Origin of the sequence: Xanthomonas sp. WHRI 6108 (assembly GCF_040202385.2) — a bacterium.
Classification (GTDB): Bacteria; Pseudomonadota; Gammaproteobacteria; order Xanthomonadales; family Xanthomonadaceae; genus Xanthomonas; species Xanthomonas arboricola.
Genome location: NZ_CP168198.1, coordinates 3,547,366 through 3,564,631, shown reverse-complemented (window position 1 = coordinate 3,564,631; position 17,266 = coordinate 3,547,366). Strand labels below are relative to the sequence as shown.

15 protein-coding genes are annotated in these 17,266 nt (G+C 62.2%); 9 read left to right on the top strand and 6 right to left on the bottom strand.

The features are described from left to right. Positions 1 to 113 precede the first annotated feature (113 nt). Together ABQ039_RS14985 and ABQ039_RS14980 are read left to right on the top strand one after the other, a co-directional pair. Positions 114 to 4,007: a hypothetical protein gene (locus ABQ039_RS14985; RefSeq protein WP_260812422.1), complete on the top strand. Its 3,894-nt coding sequence runs from the start codon at positions 114 to 116 to the stop codon at positions 4,005 to 4,007. Between the two features lie 40 nt (positions 4,008 to 4,047). Continuing rightward, positions 4,048 to 4,698, top strand: a complete 651-nt coding sequence (locus ABQ039_RS14980; RefSeq protein WP_169705297.1) for a hypothetical protein — start codon at positions 4,048 to 4,050, stop codon at positions 4,696 to 4,698. A gap of 99 nt (positions 4,699 to 4,797) precedes the next feature. Here ABQ039_RS14980 and ABQ039_RS14975 read toward each other — a convergent pair whose 3' ends face one another. Beyond that, positions 4,798 to 5,193 (bottom strand): hypothetical protein, encoded by a 396-nt coding sequence (locus ABQ039_RS14975; protein ID WP_349777976.1) that lies wholly within the window; start codon positions 5,191 to 5,193, stop codon positions 4,798 to 4,800. Between the two features lie 525 nt (positions 5,194 to 5,718). Beyond that, positions 5,719 to 6,045: a conjugal transfer protein TraD gene (traD, locus tag ABQ039_RS14970; RefSeq protein ID WP_260812207.1), complete on the bottom strand. Its 327-nt coding sequence runs from the start codon at positions 6,043 to 6,045 to the stop codon at positions 5,719 to 5,721. Between the two features lie 267 nt (positions 6,046 to 6,312). Here traD and ABQ039_RS14965 point away from each other — a divergent pair, with 267 nt between their 5' ends. Then, on the top strand, positions 6,313 to 7,917 hold the full coding sequence (locus ABQ039_RS14965; RefSeq protein ID WP_260812208.1) for a MobA/MobL family protein: 1,605 nt from the start codon (positions 6,313 to 6,315) through the stop codon (positions 7,915 to 7,917). Between the two features lie 52 nt (positions 7,918 to 7,969). Here the strand turns inward: ABQ039_RS14965 and ABQ039_RS14960 are convergent, their stop codons facing one another. Beyond that, a complete protein-coding gene (locus ABQ039_RS14960; RefSeq protein ID WP_099206759.1) occupies positions 7,970 to 8,311 on the bottom strand; it encodes a hypothetical protein in 342 nt (113 codons plus the stop codon). An 826-nt stretch (positions 8,312 to 9,137) separates the two neighbouring features. Here ABQ039_RS14960 and ABQ039_RS14955 point away from each other — a divergent pair. Together ABQ039_RS14955 and ABQ039_RS14950 are read left to right on the top strand one after the other, a co-directional pair. Continuing rightward, entirely contained in the window at positions 9,138 to 9,524 is a 387-nt protein-coding gene (locus ABQ039_RS14955; RefSeq protein WP_026064907.1) for a hypothetical protein, read from the top strand. 88 nt (positions 9,525 to 9,612) lie between these two features. Then, positions 9,613 to 10,005 carry an H-NS family nucleoid-associated regulatory protein gene (locus ABQ039_RS14950; RefSeq protein WP_023904915.1) on the top strand — a complete coding sequence of 131 codons (393 nt, stop codon included), beginning with the start codon at positions 9,613 to 9,615 and terminating at the stop codon, positions 10,003 to 10,005. Between the two features lie 156 nt (positions 10,006 to 10,161). On the opposite strand, the gene ABQ039_RS14945 is transcribed toward ABQ039_RS14950, so the two are convergent. Together ABQ039_RS14945 and glgX are read right to left on the bottom strand one after the other, a co-directional pair. Continuing rightward, the gene (locus ABQ039_RS14945; protein WP_349777977.1) at positions 10,162 to 10,428 is read right to left on the bottom strand and encodes a hypothetical protein; all 267 of its coding nucleotides are present in this window, start codon (positions 10,426 to 10,428) and stop codon (positions 10,162 to 10,164) included. 226 nt (positions 10,429 to 10,654) lie between these two features. Beyond that, positions 10,655 to 12,787 (bottom strand): glycogen debranching protein GlgX, encoded by a 2,133-nt coding sequence (gene glgX / locus ABQ039_RS14940; protein ID WP_349777978.1) that lies wholly within the window; start codon positions 12,785 to 12,787, stop codon positions 10,655 to 10,657. Positions 12,788 to 13,274: 487 nt separating this feature from the next. Between glgX and rimK the strand changes: the two genes are divergently transcribed. The 4 genes from rimK (at position 13,275) to ABQ039_RS14920 (ending at position 16,913) form a co-directional block, all read left to right on the top strand. Then, positions 13,275 to 14,180 (top strand): 30S ribosomal protein S6--L-glutamate ligase, encoded by a 906-nt coding sequence (rimK, locus tag ABQ039_RS14935; RefSeq protein WP_166767257.1) that lies wholly within the window; start codon positions 13,275 to 13,277, stop codon positions 14,178 to 14,180. A 226-nt stretch (positions 14,181 to 14,406) separates the two neighbouring features. Further along, the gene (locus tag ABQ039_RS14930) at positions 14,407 to 14,877 is read left to right on the top strand and encodes a hypothetical protein (RefSeq protein WP_258077002.1); all 471 of its coding nucleotides are present in this window, start codon (positions 14,407 to 14,409) and stop codon (positions 14,875 to 14,877) included. Positions 14,878 to 14,908: 31 nt separating this feature from the next. After that, entirely contained in the window at positions 14,909 to 15,586 is a 678-nt protein-coding gene (locus tag ABQ039_RS14925) for a response regulator transcription factor (RefSeq protein WP_006448355.1), read from the top strand. After that, positions 15,579 to 16,913 (top strand): HAMP domain-containing sensor histidine kinase, encoded by a 1,335-nt coding sequence (locus ABQ039_RS14920; protein WP_016904089.1) that lies wholly within the window; start codon positions 15,579 to 15,581, stop codon positions 16,911 to 16,913. Before ABQ039_RS14925 ends, ABQ039_RS14920 begins: the two co-directional genes overlap by 8 nt. Positions 16,914 to 17,015: 102 nt before the next feature. Here ABQ039_RS14920 and ABQ039_RS14915 read toward each other — a convergent pair whose 3' ends face one another. After that, positions 17,016 to 17,261, bottom strand: a complete 246-nt coding sequence (locus tag ABQ039_RS14915) for a SymE family type I addiction module toxin (protein WP_374057868.1) — start codon at positions 17,259 to 17,261, stop codon at positions 17,016 to 17,018. Positions 17,262 to 17,266: the final 5 nt, after the last annotated feature.

Below are 17,266 nucleotides of genomic sequence, written 5' to 3'. Positions count from 1 at the left end.
TGTTTCAGGGCCATCACGCCCTTGAGCAACAGACGTTTGCAAGAGATCCGCTGCTAGAAGCGTTGGTGGATTCGGGTCGGTTTAACAAGGATGCGGCCACAAACCTGATCAACATGCCCAAGGACAGGGCGCTTGCCCATGCCTTGGGAGTCTCGCCACATTCGGGAGGACCGCTGCAGGACTACAAGATCGGCTCAACACAGGTATTAAAGGACCTGGCTTCAACGAAGGACGGCATCGCCGCGTTAGCCGGCGATGCGGGCGCGTTGGACCGGATGGCGATGAAGGTCCAACGGTTAAGCGATGCGGCGCAGGTTGCATTGATTAATGGCGAACTCCACACCAACGCCGGTCTGAACCAAACCAGGGACCAGGCTAGGGCCATCACCAACGCTTTTTTCGATGACCCGATCAGTAACCTGCCAACGAGTTACGCCTCGAAGAATGTTGCGCAGATGGACGCGCACGGGCAGGCGAGCTGGAGCACACGGCAATGGGCGGTGGTCACCCACAACGAAGGCCGGATCGTTTCCACGCTCAACCACTTTCAAAGCTCAGGGCAACCGTTGACTCGCGGCGGCAACCTCGATCTTCAGCGTCATGGCTTAAGTCAGGCCATCTCCGACGCTTACCACGGTGGGAAGCTGACGCTGTCACCAAATGGCGTGGCTGTGGTTGAGAACACCTTGGGCGAAGAGGCCGCCAGACCTTTGCGAGTTCCTCGCGGTCAAAGCGGTGCAGCGTCCATGGAAGTATTGCTGGGCAATGCGTCGGCGAGCACCTTGGTGCGTTCGGGCGGTTTGTTGGCGACCGGCGCAGACGCAATGATGACTGCTCGCCGATCTGCCGAGTTGCTGGAACAAGGCAATGCCACGGCCGCGCAGTCCGAGGTAACCCATGCTTTGGCGCGCAATGTCGGCGGCTGGGCCGGTGGCGCATCCACCGCCGCTGCGATTGGTGGAAGCGGCTTCGTCCCGGCGGCGTTGGTGGTTGGCGACGCGCTGTTGATGAGCAAGGCGTTCGACAAAGGCGCCGATTTGCTGGATAACCGCGCCATCTACCACCAGACCGACAAGGCCGGTGTGGAGTGGCAATTCAACGGTCGCAACTGGCAGCGCGATGCGGCCATCGACCTCGCCCAGGATGGCCGGCGCACGAGCGGCGAGCAGCCCGTGGTTGCGAGCTACGAAAAATCCCAGGAACTGGGTGCGCTGGCCAACGCCAAGGCCGTGGAGTTGGCGCTAGGTAAGGTGCCTGCGCCCCAGGACCCGTTCAACCTCCCGGCCCAAGCAAGCGACCAAGTGGGATTGGACAACCAGAACTGGCATCGCAATCCGACCACCGAGCTCTGGGAACGCCAAGTCAAAACAGTCGTGTCCGGTGCCAACGACCGAGGCAGCTACGAACACCAAATCGCTTCCCCGGAACGCGCGCGTCAGCTTAACCAAGAAGCCCTGGGCCGTATCGAAAGCAACATCGCCACCGGGCGCGAAGCCATCGCCGCCGCTTACGTGGAAAACCATGCCGCGCAACGTGCCCAGGCTTACGGTGTCGAAGTGCCTGCGGCAGTGGAAAGCGTCCTCGCCAAGCAAGGTCACGTGCAGGGACACGACGGCCAGGTCTACCAGCGGAACGAGTCAGGGCAGTGGGCCGGCAAGGATGGCGTCGCCAGTGGCAATCTGGCGATGGAGCTGGAACTGACCGACCGACTGCGGCAGCCCTCAATCGAGTGCTCCCAGGAAACCTTGGCGGCGATCCAGGCACTTCCCGCGCCGACGGCTGCGCAGATGGAGCACAACGAACTGCTGCATCGTTACCGTGCGGCAGGCATTGATTTAAACGTCAACCCGCAGACCCAACAGGCCGTGGAGCTGGCCGCACAGCGGACCAGGGACGCCAACGGCATCACCGGGCCGACCATGCAGCAGCTACAACGCAACGAGTTGGGGCAATACGGGTATGACAGCCCCATCGCGCACCTCCAGCGCGGCAGCGATGGGATCACTCGCGTGGTAGCCGTCACCAGCAGCGACGACATCCGGCAGGCGTTGAGTGAGGCGCGGGACCACCGACAGGACACGGCAACCGCAACCGCTGCTCGGGCGTCCGAAGCGACGGGAGATGGCGACACCTCGACCTCCGATTCTTCCAGTCCGCAGCGAGTGCTCGATCTCCAGGCACGCATGCAGGCTTCTATTGCGGCGCAGGCGCGACAAGAACGCGAACAGCAAGATCGTGTTGCGCACGAGCAGCACGTCGCGCAAGTGCGCGAGCACCTCCAGCAGGCACAGCCTGAGCACGAAGAACAGGCGCAGAGCGAGCAGGCAGTTCAGGCACAGGCGCTGTTGGAAGGGCAACGCCAAGCAGCGCAGCAACGCGAACAGGAAGAACGCGAGCAACAAGAGTGGCAGTCACAGGCCAGCCAGCAGCGAGAGCTGGAGGAGCGTGAGGAGAGGGATGTCGAGCAACGTCAGGCGCAAGAGCGCCAGGCCGACAGCCGGCAGCGGGAGCAACAAGACCGCCAGGCTCAAGAAGCAACGCGAACTGAGGTCCAAGAACATCGGGCTCGGCAGGCGCAGCAGCAAGACCCCAGCCAGCACGCCTCGCAACAAGCCGACCCTCGGCCGCACGCTCCGAATGCAGCGCTGGCTCAACAAACGCCACGGACCGAGTTGCCGCAGGAAGACGCGCGTCAGCAGTTTGAAGTCCAGAGCCAACAGACAGGCGAACAGCTGGCTCACAACCCACCTGACCCACCAAAGCAAACAGCGGGCTTAGGTGACGTGCAGCCGCATCAAGCACAAGAAGCGGCGCGCGCGCTGGAAAGGCAGACGTTGGAGAGTCGCGATGCTGCGCACCTCCAAGTGTCTCCGTCTGGGGGCCGGGAACCCAGCGACCAACCTGTGCAAAGCGTGCAGGCCGATGCGGTGACCCCGGCGCTGTATCACCAGGTGCAAACGCAGCAGGCGGAGATGGAGCAAGCGCCGATCCGCCAGCAAGACGCGGCACGTGAGCAAGAGACAGAGCCGGTTCGCGTCATGGCCCCAACAACGCCTGCGACAGCAGACCCATTGATGGCACCACAGGCCAGGGCGCTTTCAACTCCTGAGCAAGAGACCAAGGCAGAGCAGCCCCGTCCTTCAGACACCTTGATCGCTGCTCATGGTGCGCCGTTGCTGCCACCTCAACACCTCGCGCAAGCACACGAGCAGTCCCCAGAAGCCAGTGCCGTGAGTCGCTCCTCCGTCGGGGCAGCAGACGCAGAAAACCAACGCACTCAATCGACCCCAGCGCAGGACCGCAGCGCCGCAGACCCGGGCGGTGCTCTATTCCTGGAAGAGACCATGCGCTCGCTGCGCCAGCTGCAACAGGAGATTGAGGCGGCAGATCGGGAAGACGAACGCTTCCACCAGGAATGGAAGGAGTATCGCGATCGTGGAGAACCTTATCCCTTCGCTCAAAAGAGGGCGCTAGACCAAGAGGGTGGCAGCATCGATGCATTCAGCGCGCACCAACTGGATCGCCGCTCTCCTAGCGAAACGGCTGAGCAAACCAATGTCTTCCCGCCTCAGGCTCAGGGCTTCTTCGGTCCAGGGGGAAGGGATGCGCCAGACGATTCTTCGCAGGTGGCGCGGAAATCCATCACGGGCGACCCGGACGTGGACGAAGTTCTCTATGCGCTCGACAGCAAGAACGAACTGGCGATCGAGCAAGCGCTGAACCGAGTCGCCAACAGCGCAGCGACGCAGGCGCTCATCAAAAGAGGCAACGAGTTCCTTGAGGCGCAGGCCCAGCAGGAGGCCCAGGAGCTCGCGGCCACACGCCAAGCGCTGGGGATGGATGTCTCAGCGGAAATCAACACCAGCCGCGGGCCGGTCATGGTGATGACGCTGCCGGAGTTTGCCAAGGGACCGATGCAAAGCGGTCCCCAAGGGGACGGCGGTGGGGGTGGAGACGGCGGTGGCGGCGGGGGAGGAGGCGGTGGTGGTGGTGGGGGCGGCGGTTAGTCAAAATCGCTTCCGTGACCAGCCGAGCTCAGGAAACCTCATGGACAGGCAAGACGCCGCCGCAATGGCGGAAATGATGGCCACGTTGAATGCATCGAACACCTCGTTGCAAGAGACGGTCAAAGTGCTGACGACGTTGGTGGCATCCATGCAGCAGCGCGAACAACGGTTGCGCGAGGTGGTTGCCGAGCAACTTCAGGTAGTCCAACACGCGGCCAGCAGCGCCGATGCCAAGGTCAATCGAGTGCTGGAGAATGCGTTGCCGCGCTTGACGCAGCTGACCAATCAGGCGTTGACGCAGACGCTCGAGCCAGCCGCCAAGCGATTCAACAAAGAAATGGCCACTGCGGATGAGACACTGCAGCAAGCCACTCGACGTTACGCGCAGTCCCAGCAGTCCTTGGAAACAAAGATCACGCGACGCATGGGCATTGCATCCGCCACGATGCTGGTGGCGGGCGTGTTGGGACTGGGGGCGGTGGCTTACTCGGTGGGCATTATCAACGAGAAGCGAACCGAACTCGCACAGCTTCGATCGTCCATCGATTACCTGGACCGCGTGTCGCGTGCGGACGTGGCTCCCTGTGGCGAAGGCCGGCTTTGTGCCACACTCGAGAAGAATGGGCCGCGTTACGGCAACCAGAGGCAATACAGGGCGATCAACCTGCGCGCTGCTCCGACTGCGCGATGATGTTGTTGCGTGTGGGCTGAGTGCGCGATTTATTGCCCTAGCAGCGCCAAGCATGTTCCTGTGGATGGCTAGGGAAGTAAATTTACGCACCGCAAGAAATCAGGAGTGAGCTACTTCTAAACAGCCGCGAGCGGTGAATCGAGCGGCAACGTCGTCCGAAATCTTGATGAGCATGCCCACAAACCGCATGGCACGCGGAAGGTGGGTGGCGGTGGTAGCGGTGTCCCCGAACTCTAGCGCCGTCGCAGAATCGAAGACCGGGACTGCTTTCAACTTCGGATGGGGGCCCTGGGCCTCTTCCCATGAGAGATCGGCAGACACACTGGCGCCATCGGCCCGCGTCGTGCTGACCTTGATCAAAGCGGAGGCGGCAGCGGGGCCGTGCTTGAACACGTTGCCGTAAATAGCTCCCTTGGCCCTTGCCCCGCACACGTGCTTCATTAGGCGGGCATAGCCCGATTTGCCGGCTCCGTTGGGACCGTAAACTACCGTCATCTGGCCCTGCCTAAGATCTAGGACGGCGTCTTCCCCGATGGCGTTGACGCCTCGGATGCAGGAGACCGAGTCAATGCGAAGATCTGCGGCCGATGGCGTTCCCAAGATGATTCCTGGTGCCAAGGGTGGATGCGGGGCCTCTAGCGTTTTGGCAGCTTCTGCCAAGCAATGGGAAGCGAGTGCCTCCATCTCTTCTTCTGTCGGTATGCGACGGTGCTCAATAACGATAGTAGCCGCCATGCGCAACCAACTAGGCCGGCCGTTAAGCCAGTCTTCGAGTGTTGTAGGCACAGCATGCCCTTCCTTCCTCACCATTAATCACGTCCCCTGTGCTCTACGGTAAGCCAGAAAGGCGCCGTTCCCTTTCATGAATAGTGGACTTTGCCATCGCATGGATCAAGTGGGTATAGATCCCATGCGTGAGACTAAAATTCGATGTCGGTAATCCTGCAAAGTTCAGAAAACTTTTTGCTATCACCATGACCTTTAAAGATGTGTTCGCTTGAGTTCTTCTCGCGCCACAAATCAGTGGGTGCTGTGACTTTCGCCAGCGCTGTCCACCGCCATCCGCAACGCACCGGTTGAATGCGCCTGGTTGGGCACTGCGTGGTCATTGCGATTTTTCACGTGCGCCAATAGCGCTCCTAACAACTCGTTGTCATCCAGCGCTTCTGCGCCTGCCAGGAAAACAATCTCTGCCACCCGCGTGCGCCGCTTGGCTTCTTCGCGGCGCTGCGTTTCCTTGGTCTTCACCGCTTGGCGCTGTTGCGCTAAAAGCTCGCGCGCTTGATGCTGAGCTAAGCGTTCCGTGGCGCGTTGGATTTGGTCCCGATAGTGATTCGTTGCGGTCATGCGTTTCTCCTGCCTTGTGGAAATGAGTCAATCAGGAAAACGGCTCGCGTCAAGTTTTAGGGTGGTCTCGAATTTCGTTCGGACCGAGAATCGAAAAAGCTGAAAAACAGGGCTTAGAAGAAAGAAGCAAGAGCGCACCTAGGTGTCACTGCGTGACACGTGCGCAAGGGTCTTCGCCCCTTGAACCCCAAGTGCTTTCAGCCCTTGCGAAAATCTGAATCCACGGCATAAACGAAGCGAACTCAACCGCTTCGGGACCCATGCTTCATGGCCATCTACCACGCCAACGTCAAAACCTTCAGTCGCGCCAAAGGGCATTCCTCGATCGCAGCGGCCGCTTACCGCGCCGGCCTGCTGCTTGAGGACGCCATCACTGGCATGCGCCACGACTACCGCCGCCGGGACGGCGTGGTCGAAACGCGCTGCATCGCACCCGAAGGCGCACCCGACTGGGCCCTGGTCCCCGCGCAGCTCTGGCCGGCGGCGGAGGCGGCTGAGCGCCGCAAAGACTCCACGGTTGCGCGCGAGTTTGAATTTGCCTTGCCCCACGAACTCGATGACCTCCAGCGTTCCGACTTGGCCGTGGAAGTCACCCGTGCGCTCGTCGGTCGCTATGGGTTCGCGGCCCAAGCGAGTATCCACAGTCCTGGTTCCAAGGATGGGCTGAACTGGCACGTCCATGTCCTGGCGACGACGCGTCGCATGGGTCCGGACGGTCTCACGGACAAAACCAAGGAACTGGATGGCGGGCCCTCGGGGCGTGTCGAAGTGCAATGGGTGCGCGAACTCATCGCCTCCACCATCAACGCCCATCTCGAAAAGGCAGCGCTTGAGATTCGGGTGGACCACCGCAGTTTGGAAGCACAGGCAAGTGACGCCTTGGCGCGTGGCGACCTGGCCGCGGCTGCCATCCTGTCCCGGGAGCCGACCAAGCACGTCGGCAAAAACGGCACCGCGCTGGCTCGACGGGGCCAGCCGTCGGAGCGTTCGGACGCAAACCGTCGAATCGAAGAAACCAATGAGGAGACCTTCCGAAAACTCATCGCCGTGTTCGAGCAGGAAGGGCGCGCCATGCCGGTGCCCGACGGTCACAGCCAGGCCCAGGCCGAGCGCGAGGCTCGCCGGCCTTCTGATGGGCTGTCCTTGCCGCTCGGGCCTGGGGCAGGGCGCATCGAGGTGTCCCGCAGCATGGCGACCCTTGCCCGTGGGCTGGGACTGATGGAGGCCGAGGAGGCCAAGCCGTCGCGCGCGCCACGTTCAGTCGCGGAGCTCGCAGAAGAGGCCAGCGACGAATGGGGAGTGGCTGCTCAAGCCGATCCTCGCTTGGCGAAAACACTCCACGTAACACTGGACCTGCTGCAGTGGATCAGGGAACGCGTGGCTGCCTTCGCCGAAGAGGCCCGGCTGCGCCCGGACCTCAACGAGCTACTGCGGCGGTTACGGCGCTTCACGGCAGCGACCATGAAATTCGCCCGGCGGCTCTTGGCGGTGCGCCGAGCCGAGAAGCTGCACCACATGGCCGAGAACGCGTGGCACGACTTTTTGGCGAACAATCCCGAGGCGGGGACCTCGTGGACGCAGGGAGACTGGAAGCAGCGGCGCGGGCGTCGGTTGAGCACCCTCGAAGCCCGAGCCGCAGATCTGGCCGATGCAAGGGCCCGGGTGACCCCGGAGGAACAAGCCCTCTGTGGGAAAGAGGCGTCGGCCAGCGCGGCGCACCTGGAGGCTTGGAGCCGGGACATGCTTCAGCGCTATCCCCTGCAGCTCGACATGGCGATTGATCCTGATCAGCCTCGTTCAAGTCCTGCCATATCCGCCCCTCCTGCCCCTCCGGCTCCTACCTACGTTCCCAAGCCGCCGCGCTTCCATTGAAATCAAAGAGCCCCGCAGCGCGGGGCTCAATGCTTGTGGGCCCTTGGCCGCCTCAGTGAAGGGTGGGACGCTTCTTGCTGCGGACTGGATCCAACTGCGCGTCTTTCTTATTCCGGCCCGCGCGCCATTCCTCCACCGACGGGAACTCGCGCACGATGACGGCCTCCCGGGTGCGCACAGCCTGGGATGGCTGGGGCGGGGCATGCTCCAAGGATTGGGCGGCGGCGCTCCCACCTGGTGGCTTCTTCTGGCTGTAGACGATCAGTTCGCCGGCGGACGCCCAGGCATTGCAAACATTTTTTTGGCGCACCAGTGGCTCGTCGGAGAGGGTCTGGCTCATCAGCCCGGCGAGCAAGTGGCCGGCAATCTCAAGTTGTTGGGGGTTGGTGGTCATGAAAACTCCTGCGTGTGGGGAAGTCCTCATCCAACCAACAAATCTCAGCTAAGCAAGAGCTCGCTTCGGGCCCCGCTTCACAAATTTGAATACGAGGAAAAATTTCAGTTTTGGTATGCCCAATGTTGATAGGTGGAGTCCCATCGCTCCTGGTCAGCCGGAAAATAGTGGGCTCTGCCTTGCTGGAGGAAATGCGCCTATCAGGCTTGGGAGGCCTAACGGCCACCATCCCGCCGGAACCTGTCCGATCTCCAAGCTGTCCAAGGTTCGCGGGCACAGGGCCTTGATGCGCTGCCGCTGGCTTAGCTATGATCGGGTATCACGCGGGGTATCATTTTTGGATCACCCCGCACCAGGATAAGCTAGGGAAATCAATTGGTTGGCGTGGGAGGATTCTGTTCCCATCGCCCGCTCCATGTCCGGCAGTGGCCTCTGACGATCTTGTCCACTAGGCCAGCGCGGATTGCTCGATATCCGATCCGTCCTAACTGAATTGCTTACCCTCTGGGTCGGTCGCTGCGCGATTGCACTTACTCCCTGACATGCAATTTCAGGGCGCAGCTTAAGCCTCAGCAGTCGATGGTAACGATTGTCTTTCAGCTGTCGGCTTTTTAACCCTGGATGGGGTGTTTTCGTCGGCTACAACCGATTGCGACAATGCAGCCGGATATAACATTTAGTGTTTGGACCGGCACCGATTGCAGCGCGCTTGGAGCGAATAACGCCAGTTGCGCGCTTCGCTATTTCCTTCCCCTTGGTCAGGAACCTCCTGATTGAGCGGGTTTGCAGCGATGGGCATAGTGGCAGCCATCATCGAGCGAGCACCATGACCGCCACGCATCCTCAACTCATCGGCGCACTTCTCAAGGGCATACGCCGCGCCGAATCCGCGCGGGCCGCCTCGGTTGCTCACCGCGCCGAGCAGATGCGTTTTGGTTACGGCACGCCGGACGATGCGGGCAAGGTGCTGGAGATGTTCGCGCTGGATTCCGAGCAGATTCGCGAGCTGGGGCTGGTGGGCGTGGAAGAACTGGGCGAGGCGGTCTGCCATGCCTGGTCCATCAACGCCGGCGAGCTGGATCGGGTGGTGCAGTGGTTTTCTGCGCCCAGGGTCGAGTTTGTCGGCAAGCACTGCGGTGAGCTGATCCGGGCCGGGCGCATCGGGCCGGTGCTGACCATGGCCCGCGAGCATGCCTTGCTGCGCCATCGCTGAGCGCAGCCAGACTCGGGCGCGTCCTGCCGCTTTACGCTAGCCGGCGCAGCGGCAATACTCGCTGACCCGTCCAACCTCAGTTTTGCCAATGCGCCAGGTTCCGCCCGCTTCACCCTCTGCCGCCGCCAAAGCCCAATTGCTGGAAGAGCTGCGCAAGCTCGAGCAGGAAGAAGCCCAGCTGAAGTACGCCCAGACGCTGGAAGCCTTCGACCAGGTGGTCGAGGTGCTGACCCAATTCGGCAGCCGCTTCAATGCCAAGCAGAAGTCCCAGATTGCCTCGCTGGCAATGACTGGCAAATCCAAGGGGCCGTTGTCGTCCACAGGCGAAGTGGTGGCCAAGTACTGGATTCCGCATTCCGGCGAGACCTGGTCCGGGCGTGGTCGCACGCCGCGTGCGTTCAAGGCCTGGGAAGGCACCAGCTCCTACAAGGAATGGAAGGCCAATCATCCGGACAAGCGATTTCCGCTGTATCCGGGCTGAGTTTTGCGTCTTCAAGGTCTGGCTAGGGCGCGTAACGCTTAGCGATTCACGGCCGTCGTGTACTTTGGTTTTATCGCCGTCATTGCCGCATTCGAGACGCTGCCGGATCGTGCAATCACGTCTGGGTGTGGTGATGCTTGCCGATGTCGCCGTGTTTTAGGCCAGAGCCAGAGAATTGCGCGTCCAGCTTGCTGTGGCGATGTAATTGTTTAAGCACAGTGCGTCGCGACTAAGCGGCGGGTTTTTCGAGATGTACTCGAAATGCGTGATTGCCGGGTGCGACTGTTTCGGCTTTTTTAAGTTGGTTGATCGGCTATCGATAAAGGCGAGCGGTAACTCGATAAATACTGCACCAGGCCGCATTGCCACGCGCGCCACTAGAGACCAAGCCGCTGCTCCAAGCTGTTTGGCAAGCAAAGCCATTGCAGCTCTATCTGCGATTGCGGCGCGCCGGCAGCGATTCTGCTTCCCCGCGCTCGGCGCAGAGTCTGGCTGTCACCTTCAGAGTTGCACTGCTGCATCGGCATCCATGAATCGATAGCGCAGATCCTGTCAAAGCCGTAGCCTCCGTCGCCGCTGTCGAAGCAATAAAAAACTCGCGGCCTACCGGGTTTCCGGCAGGCCGCGAGTTCGTATTACCGCATCAGTGTTACTGGTCGTTCTTGCACTCGAACACCGACACGCTGCGCGGCGGGGCCAGGAATTCGCTGGCGCCGGCCGGCATCATGTCCACCTCCAGTGCTTCGTCGGTCGAGAGCGCCAGCTTCCAGTGCACCGGTTCGTCGGCCGAGGGCAGGGTGAAGGTTACGCCTTCGTGGTAGGCATTGATGACGATCAACAACGTGGCGTCGTTGGCCAGCTCCTTGACACCGGAGGTCTGTGCCTTGCCTTCCAGCAGCAGTCCCATCGAGCGCGCGCCGGCATCGGTCCAGTGCGCGTCGTCCATTTCGGTGCCACCCGGATTGAGCCAGGTGAGATCGCGCAGGCCTGCCTCCTCGTTGTACTGGCCGTTGAGGAAGCGGCCGCGCGACAGGATCGGATAGCGCTTGCGCAACTGCGTCAGTGCCTTGACGAAGTCGGTCAGGCGGCCATCGGTCGGGTCGTTTTCCCAGTCCAGCCAGGTGATCTCGTTGTCCTGGCAATAGGTGTTGTTGTTGCCGCCCTGCGACTGCGCACGCTCGTCACCGGCAAGCATCATCGGCGTCCCTTGCGAGAGCAGCAGCGTGGCGAGCAGGTTCTTCATCTGCCGCTCGCGGATCTGCAGCACGTCCGCGTTGTCGGTATCGCCTTCCTCGCCGTAGTTGCAGGAACCGTCGTTGGACGAACCGTCGCGATTGTCCTCGCCATTGGCGATGTTGTGTTTTTCGTTGTAGCTCACCAGGTCGCGCAGGGTGAATCCATCGTGCGCGGTGATGAAGTTGACCGACGCCCACGGGCGGCGACCGCGACGATCGAACAGATCGGCCGAACCGGTGAAGCGCGTGGCGAACTCGGCGAGCTTGCCATCCTCGCCCTTCCAGAACTCGCGCGCGTTGTCGCGGAACTTGTCGTTCCATTCCGACCAGCCCGGCGGGAAGTGACCGACCTGGTAGCCGCCGGGGCCGCAGTCCCAGGGTTCGGCAATCAACTTGACCTCCGACAGCAACGGATCCTGGTTGCACGCATCCAGGAAACCGCCGCGCTGGTCGAAGCCACTCGGCTCGCGTCCCAGGATCGTGGCCAGGTCGAAGCGGAAGCCGTCCACATGCATTTCGCCGGCCCAATAGCGCAGCGAGTCGTTGACGAACTGGATCACCCGCGAGTTGCTCAGATTGAGCGTATTGCCGGTGCCGGTATCGTTGATGTAGTAACGCTTGTCTTCGGCAAGGCGGTAATAGCTGGCGTTGTCGATGCCCTTGAACGACAGCGTCGGTCCCAGCTCGCTGCCTTCGGCGGTGTGGTTGTAGACCACGTCCAGGATCACTTCCAGGCCCTGCTTGTGCATGGCCTTGACCATGTCGCGGAACTCATCGCGATGTCCGCTGGACAGGTAGCGCGACTTCAGCGCGAAGAAGCCAATGGTGTTGTAGCCCCAGTAATTGCGTAGGTCCTTGTCCAGCAGATGCTGGTCGTCCAGATACGCATGTACCGGCAACAGCTCCACTGCGGTGATGCCCAGGTCCTTGATGTATTGCAGCACCTGCGGCTGCGCCAGGCCGGCAAAGGTGCCGCGTACGGCCTCCGGTACCTGCGGGTTGCGCATGGTGTAGCCACGCACATGGGTTTCGTAGATCACCGTCTCGTTCCAGGGCTTGAGCAGGCGCGCATCGTCTTCCCAGTCGTAGGTGTCTTCGACCACTACACACTTGGGCATGAACGGCGCGCTGTCGCGCTCGTCGAAACTCAGATCGCCATCCGGGTGACCCACGGTATAGCCGTACAGTTCGTCTGCCCAGATCAGGTCGCCATCCATCTCGCGTGCATAGGGATCCATCAACAGCTTGTTGTGGTTGAAGCGGTGGCCTTCGGTGGGCTCATACGGGCCATGCACGCGGTAACCGTAGCGCTGGCCGGGTTTGACGTCAGGCAGGTAGCCGTGCCAGATCTCGTTGGTGTATTCCGGAAGATCCACCCGCACTTCGGTGCCCTGTTCGTCGAACAGGCACAGCTCCACGCGCGTGGCATGCGCGGAAAACAACGCAAAATTGGTGCCCTGGCCATCGAAGACGGCACCGCGCGGAAACGGGCGTCCTTGACGGATGCGGGAGGGGTTGGCGTAAGCCGCGCTTGCTGGACGTCGCATTGAGAGTCTCGGGTGCGCCGGCATGCCGGCATTGAGGGAACTCAAGCATTGCGGGTTGCGCTGTGCAAACTGCGTCACGACGACAGGGGGGCGGCGTGAGGGCGGTCGATGCGGTACGCGGCGGCCGGTCATTCCGCCCGAGGTGACGGAAGCGCGCGCGCTGACGCGGATGGAGCTGAGACGTCGAGTCGCGCATGTCTGCTGGGTTGTCTGCGCGACTGTCGCGGGCAAACCTGCGCCGTGCATCACCTGTGCCGAGGTACGTCAGCGCGCTTGAGCGCTGCGCAGCCGCCCTGCTAGCATCCGGGCCGTCGCAGCCACGCCGCGCGTGCAGTCTTACAGCTGCCTTGCTGCGTCACTTCCACCTCCCATTCTCGGGGCCGTCGCACACCCGTCGAACGCAACGTGCAGGGCAGGGACGCTGCCCGCGCGTGCAATCGGCCGGCATACCTACGGACTTGGGTCACTCCGTCATCAGACTCCGACCATGTCCAGGCCGCGCCGTACACCTGCCGCGATGAAAATCGCCATTCTTTCCCGCAACAGCAAGCTGTATTCGACCCGGCGGCTCATCGAGGCCGGGCGCAAGCGTGGTCATACCGTGCGCATCCTCGACCCGCTGCGCTGCTACATGCGCATCGCCGCCGACGGTTTCAGCCTGCACTACAAGGGCAAGCCGATCACCGGCTTTGATGCGGTGATCCCGCGCATCGGCGCCTCGGTCACGCGCTATGCCACCGCCGTGTTGCGCCAGCTTGAATTCATGGGCACCTACACGCCCAACCCGTCCGACGCCATCCTGCGCTCGCGCGACAAGTTGCGCGCGCATCAGTTGCTGGCCGCGCAAGGCATCGACATGCCGGTGACCGTGTTCGGCGACAACCCGGACGACACCCAGGATCTGCTCTCGATGCTGGGCCCGCCGCCGCATGTGGTGAAGTTGAACGAGGGCGCGCAGGGCGCCGGGGTGATCCTCACCGAGAAAGCCAGCGCCTCGCGCGGCGTAGTCGAGGCGCTGCGCGGGCTCTATGCCAACTTCATCGTGCAGGAATTCATCGGCGAGGCCGAGGGCGCGGACCTGCGCTGCTTCGTGGTCGGCGACCGGGTGGTTGCCGCCATGCGCCGGCAGGCGGCCGAGGGCGACTTCCGTTCCAACCTGCATCTGGGCGGCAGCGCTGCGGTGGCCCAGGCCACCGAGCAGGAGCAGGAGGTCGCGGTACGCTCGGCGCGCGCGCTGGGCCTGGCCGTGGCCGGTGTGGACCTGATCCGTTCCAGGCGCGGGCCGTTGGTGCTCGAGGTCAACTCGACTCCCGGACTGGAGGGCGTGGAAGGGGTCTGCGAGGTGGACGTGGCGGCGGCGATCATCCAGCACCTGGAGCAGTCGATCCGCTGATCGGACCGGGAGTATTGTTAGCAAAAATTTAACGAAAATCTAATCCTTTCCTCGCTAGCCTCACCCGACCGTAGCTCCGCTCTCGGCAGTGACGGTGATCGGGATGAACTTTTGGCCCAAGTGCGTTGTCGCACTTGGGCCTTTTTACTTAGGCACGCTTGCCCCACCAGCGACGTCGAGTCTAAAGTGAGGAAATGTTAAACGGACGATGGAACAAGGAACGATCATGCTCAAGGCTTTCTGTTATGCGGCATCTTTGTCTGTGTTTTTGCTAGCAAATGTTGCGGATGCCTCGGCAACAGTAGACGTCAAGAAGCCTTTCGCCCAGCAGGCCGCTCAAGTGCGCAACGAGCTGGATGGCGGCACCAAGTACTCCGAGATCAGTCAGGAAGACCGCGCTAAGGTGCTTTCTGCGCTCACGAGAATAGAAATTGCAGTGGCAGAAAATGGTGATGCACAGGCGTTGACGCCGGACCGAAAGGCAGCGGTCTACAACGACCAAGAGCTCATCAATACAATTTTGACGAGGGCGGGTGAGGAAAGTCGCCTGGTTTGTACGCGTGAAAAGGCGACGGGTTCTCATCACACCACTTCGATCTGCAAAACCGTTGCCGAACGCAGACGCTTGCGTGACAGCGGCGAGCGTGACATGAGCTCCATGCAGCGGAGACACAAGGCCACCGACCCGGGCTCCTAAGTCCACCCCGACCATAGTTATTGAGGTTTCAGTGCGAATTCTAGTAATCGAAGACAACAGCGATATCGCCGCCAATCTGGGCGACTATCTCGAAGACCGCGGCCACACGGTGGACTTTGCCGCCGACGGCGTGACCGGTCTGCACCTGGCCGTGGTGCACGAGTTCGACGCCATCGTGCTCGACCTCAACCTGCCCGGCATGGATGGCATCGAGGTGTGTCGCAAGCTGCGCAACGAAGCGCGCAAGCAGACACCGGTGCTGATGCTCACTGCACGCGATTCGCTGGACAACAAGTTGGCCGGTTTCGACTCCGGCGCGGACGACTACCTGATCAAGCCGTTCGCGCTGCAGGAAGTGGAAGTGCGGCTCAACGCGCTGTCGCGTCGTGGCAAGGGCGTGCACACCCGCGTGCTGGAAACCGGCGATCTGGAATACAACCTGGACACGCTGGAAGTGCGTCGCCGCGGCAAGCTGCTGCAGCTCAACCCCACTGCCTTGAAGATCCTGCAGTCGCTGATGGAGGCCTCGCCGGCCGTGGTCACCCGCCAGGAGCTGGAAACCCGCGTCTGGGGCGAGGAGCTGCCGGATTCGGACTCGCTGCGCGTGCATATCCACGGCCTGCGTGCGGTGGTCGACAAGCCTTTCGATGTGCCGATGATCCAGACCCGTCACGGCATCGGCTATCGCATCGCCTCGCCCGATGCCTGAAAGCAATAACGGCGCGCGGCCCGCCCGCAGGCGCGGCCGCTATCGGCGGCGCCTACGCAGCCGCATCATTCTGTCGTTCGTGCTGTTGGGCTTCTGCCTGACCACGCTGTTCGCCTTCGCCACCAACTGGGCGCGCTCGCGCGTGGAAAACCAGTTGGTGGAAGACGTGATGAACCGCAACATCGACGCCTTTGCGCAGCGCTTCTACTCCGACCCGCTGCGCAACCCCGACCTGCCGGTGCAGCAGATGCGTGGGCGGGTGGTCAAAAGCGACAAGTTCGAAGCGCTGCGGCTGGAACAGCCGGAGTGGTATCAGTTCCCGGACGGCATCCACACCATCTCCGGCGTGGACGAGAACGGCAACGCGTATTCGTACAAGCTGGCGGTGCGCAAGACGCCGAGCGAGTGGTTCTTCCTCGCCTACGACATGACTCAGACCATCAAGGGCGAGATCCAGCTCAAGCGCACCTTGATGCTTTCGGTGCTGGTGTTCAGCGGCTTCTCGCTGCTGATCGGCTGGTGGTCCGCGTCCAAGGTCATGCGCCCGGTGTCGGACCTGGCCGCACGCCTGCGCGCCTACCGCGGCGGCACCAGCGAACCCAAGCCGCTGGCCGCGCACTTCCCCGACGATGAAGTAGGCCAGCTGGCCGAAGCGCTGGACGATTACTCTGCCCGCCTCACCGAGGTGGTGCAGCGCGACCGCGAATTCAACGCCGACGTCAGCCACGAACTGCGCACGCCGCTGGCGGTGATCCGCGGCGCCACCGAACTGCTGCTCACCAAGCCCAATCTCGACGAAAAGATGCTGCAACGCCTGCAGCGCATCCAGCGCGCCGAACTGCAGTGCAGCGACCTGATTGGCTCGCTGCTGCTGCTCTCGCGCAACGAACGCGGGCAGGGCAGCAGCAATGTCGCTAAGGTGGCTGAACAACTGATCGACGCGCACCGCGCCCAGCTGGGCGGCAAGCAGCTGGAGCTGCTGCTGGAAGGCGAGCGCGACCTGGTCATTGACGCGCCCGAATCCGCCTTGTCGGTGGCGCTGGGCAACCTGATCGGCAACGCGGTCAAGTACACCCAGGATGGCCAGGTGCGCGTGCGCGTGCTTGGCGATGCGGTGGAAGTGATCGACTCCGGCCCCGGCCTGAGCGAAGAAGACGCCGCCAAACTGTTCCAGCGCGGCTACCGCGGCACCCACGCCGGCCATTCGCAAGGCGGCGGCATCGGCCTGTCGATCGTCAGCCGGCTGTGCGACCTCTACGGCTGGCGCGTCAGCGTACGCCCAGGCCAGCAGCGCGGCGTCATCGCAACACTAGCCTTCCATCGCTAACCACCACCCACACTCCCGTAGGAGCGCACCCGGGCGCGACAGCCTTACCCATGACGCTCTCACGTCGGGGTTTGCAGACAACATCCGCACCCAAAACACCTTTCAGCGCTCCACCGCCGTCACCACCAACTCGCCCGCACGCGCAGTGATCTGCAGCTTGCACCCAACCGCAAACCCCAACTGCTCCAGCCACAGCCCGCGCAAACGCACACTGGGGATGCGCTGGCTGTGAGGCCGGCCGGGTTCTGCATCGTAGTAAGGGAGTAATGGATGCCACGCTTCGTGTGCTAGCGATCTCGCCGGCGGTAACGGCAGTCGACTGGCCATAGCAGTATTTTGGGTGCGCAGCCGTA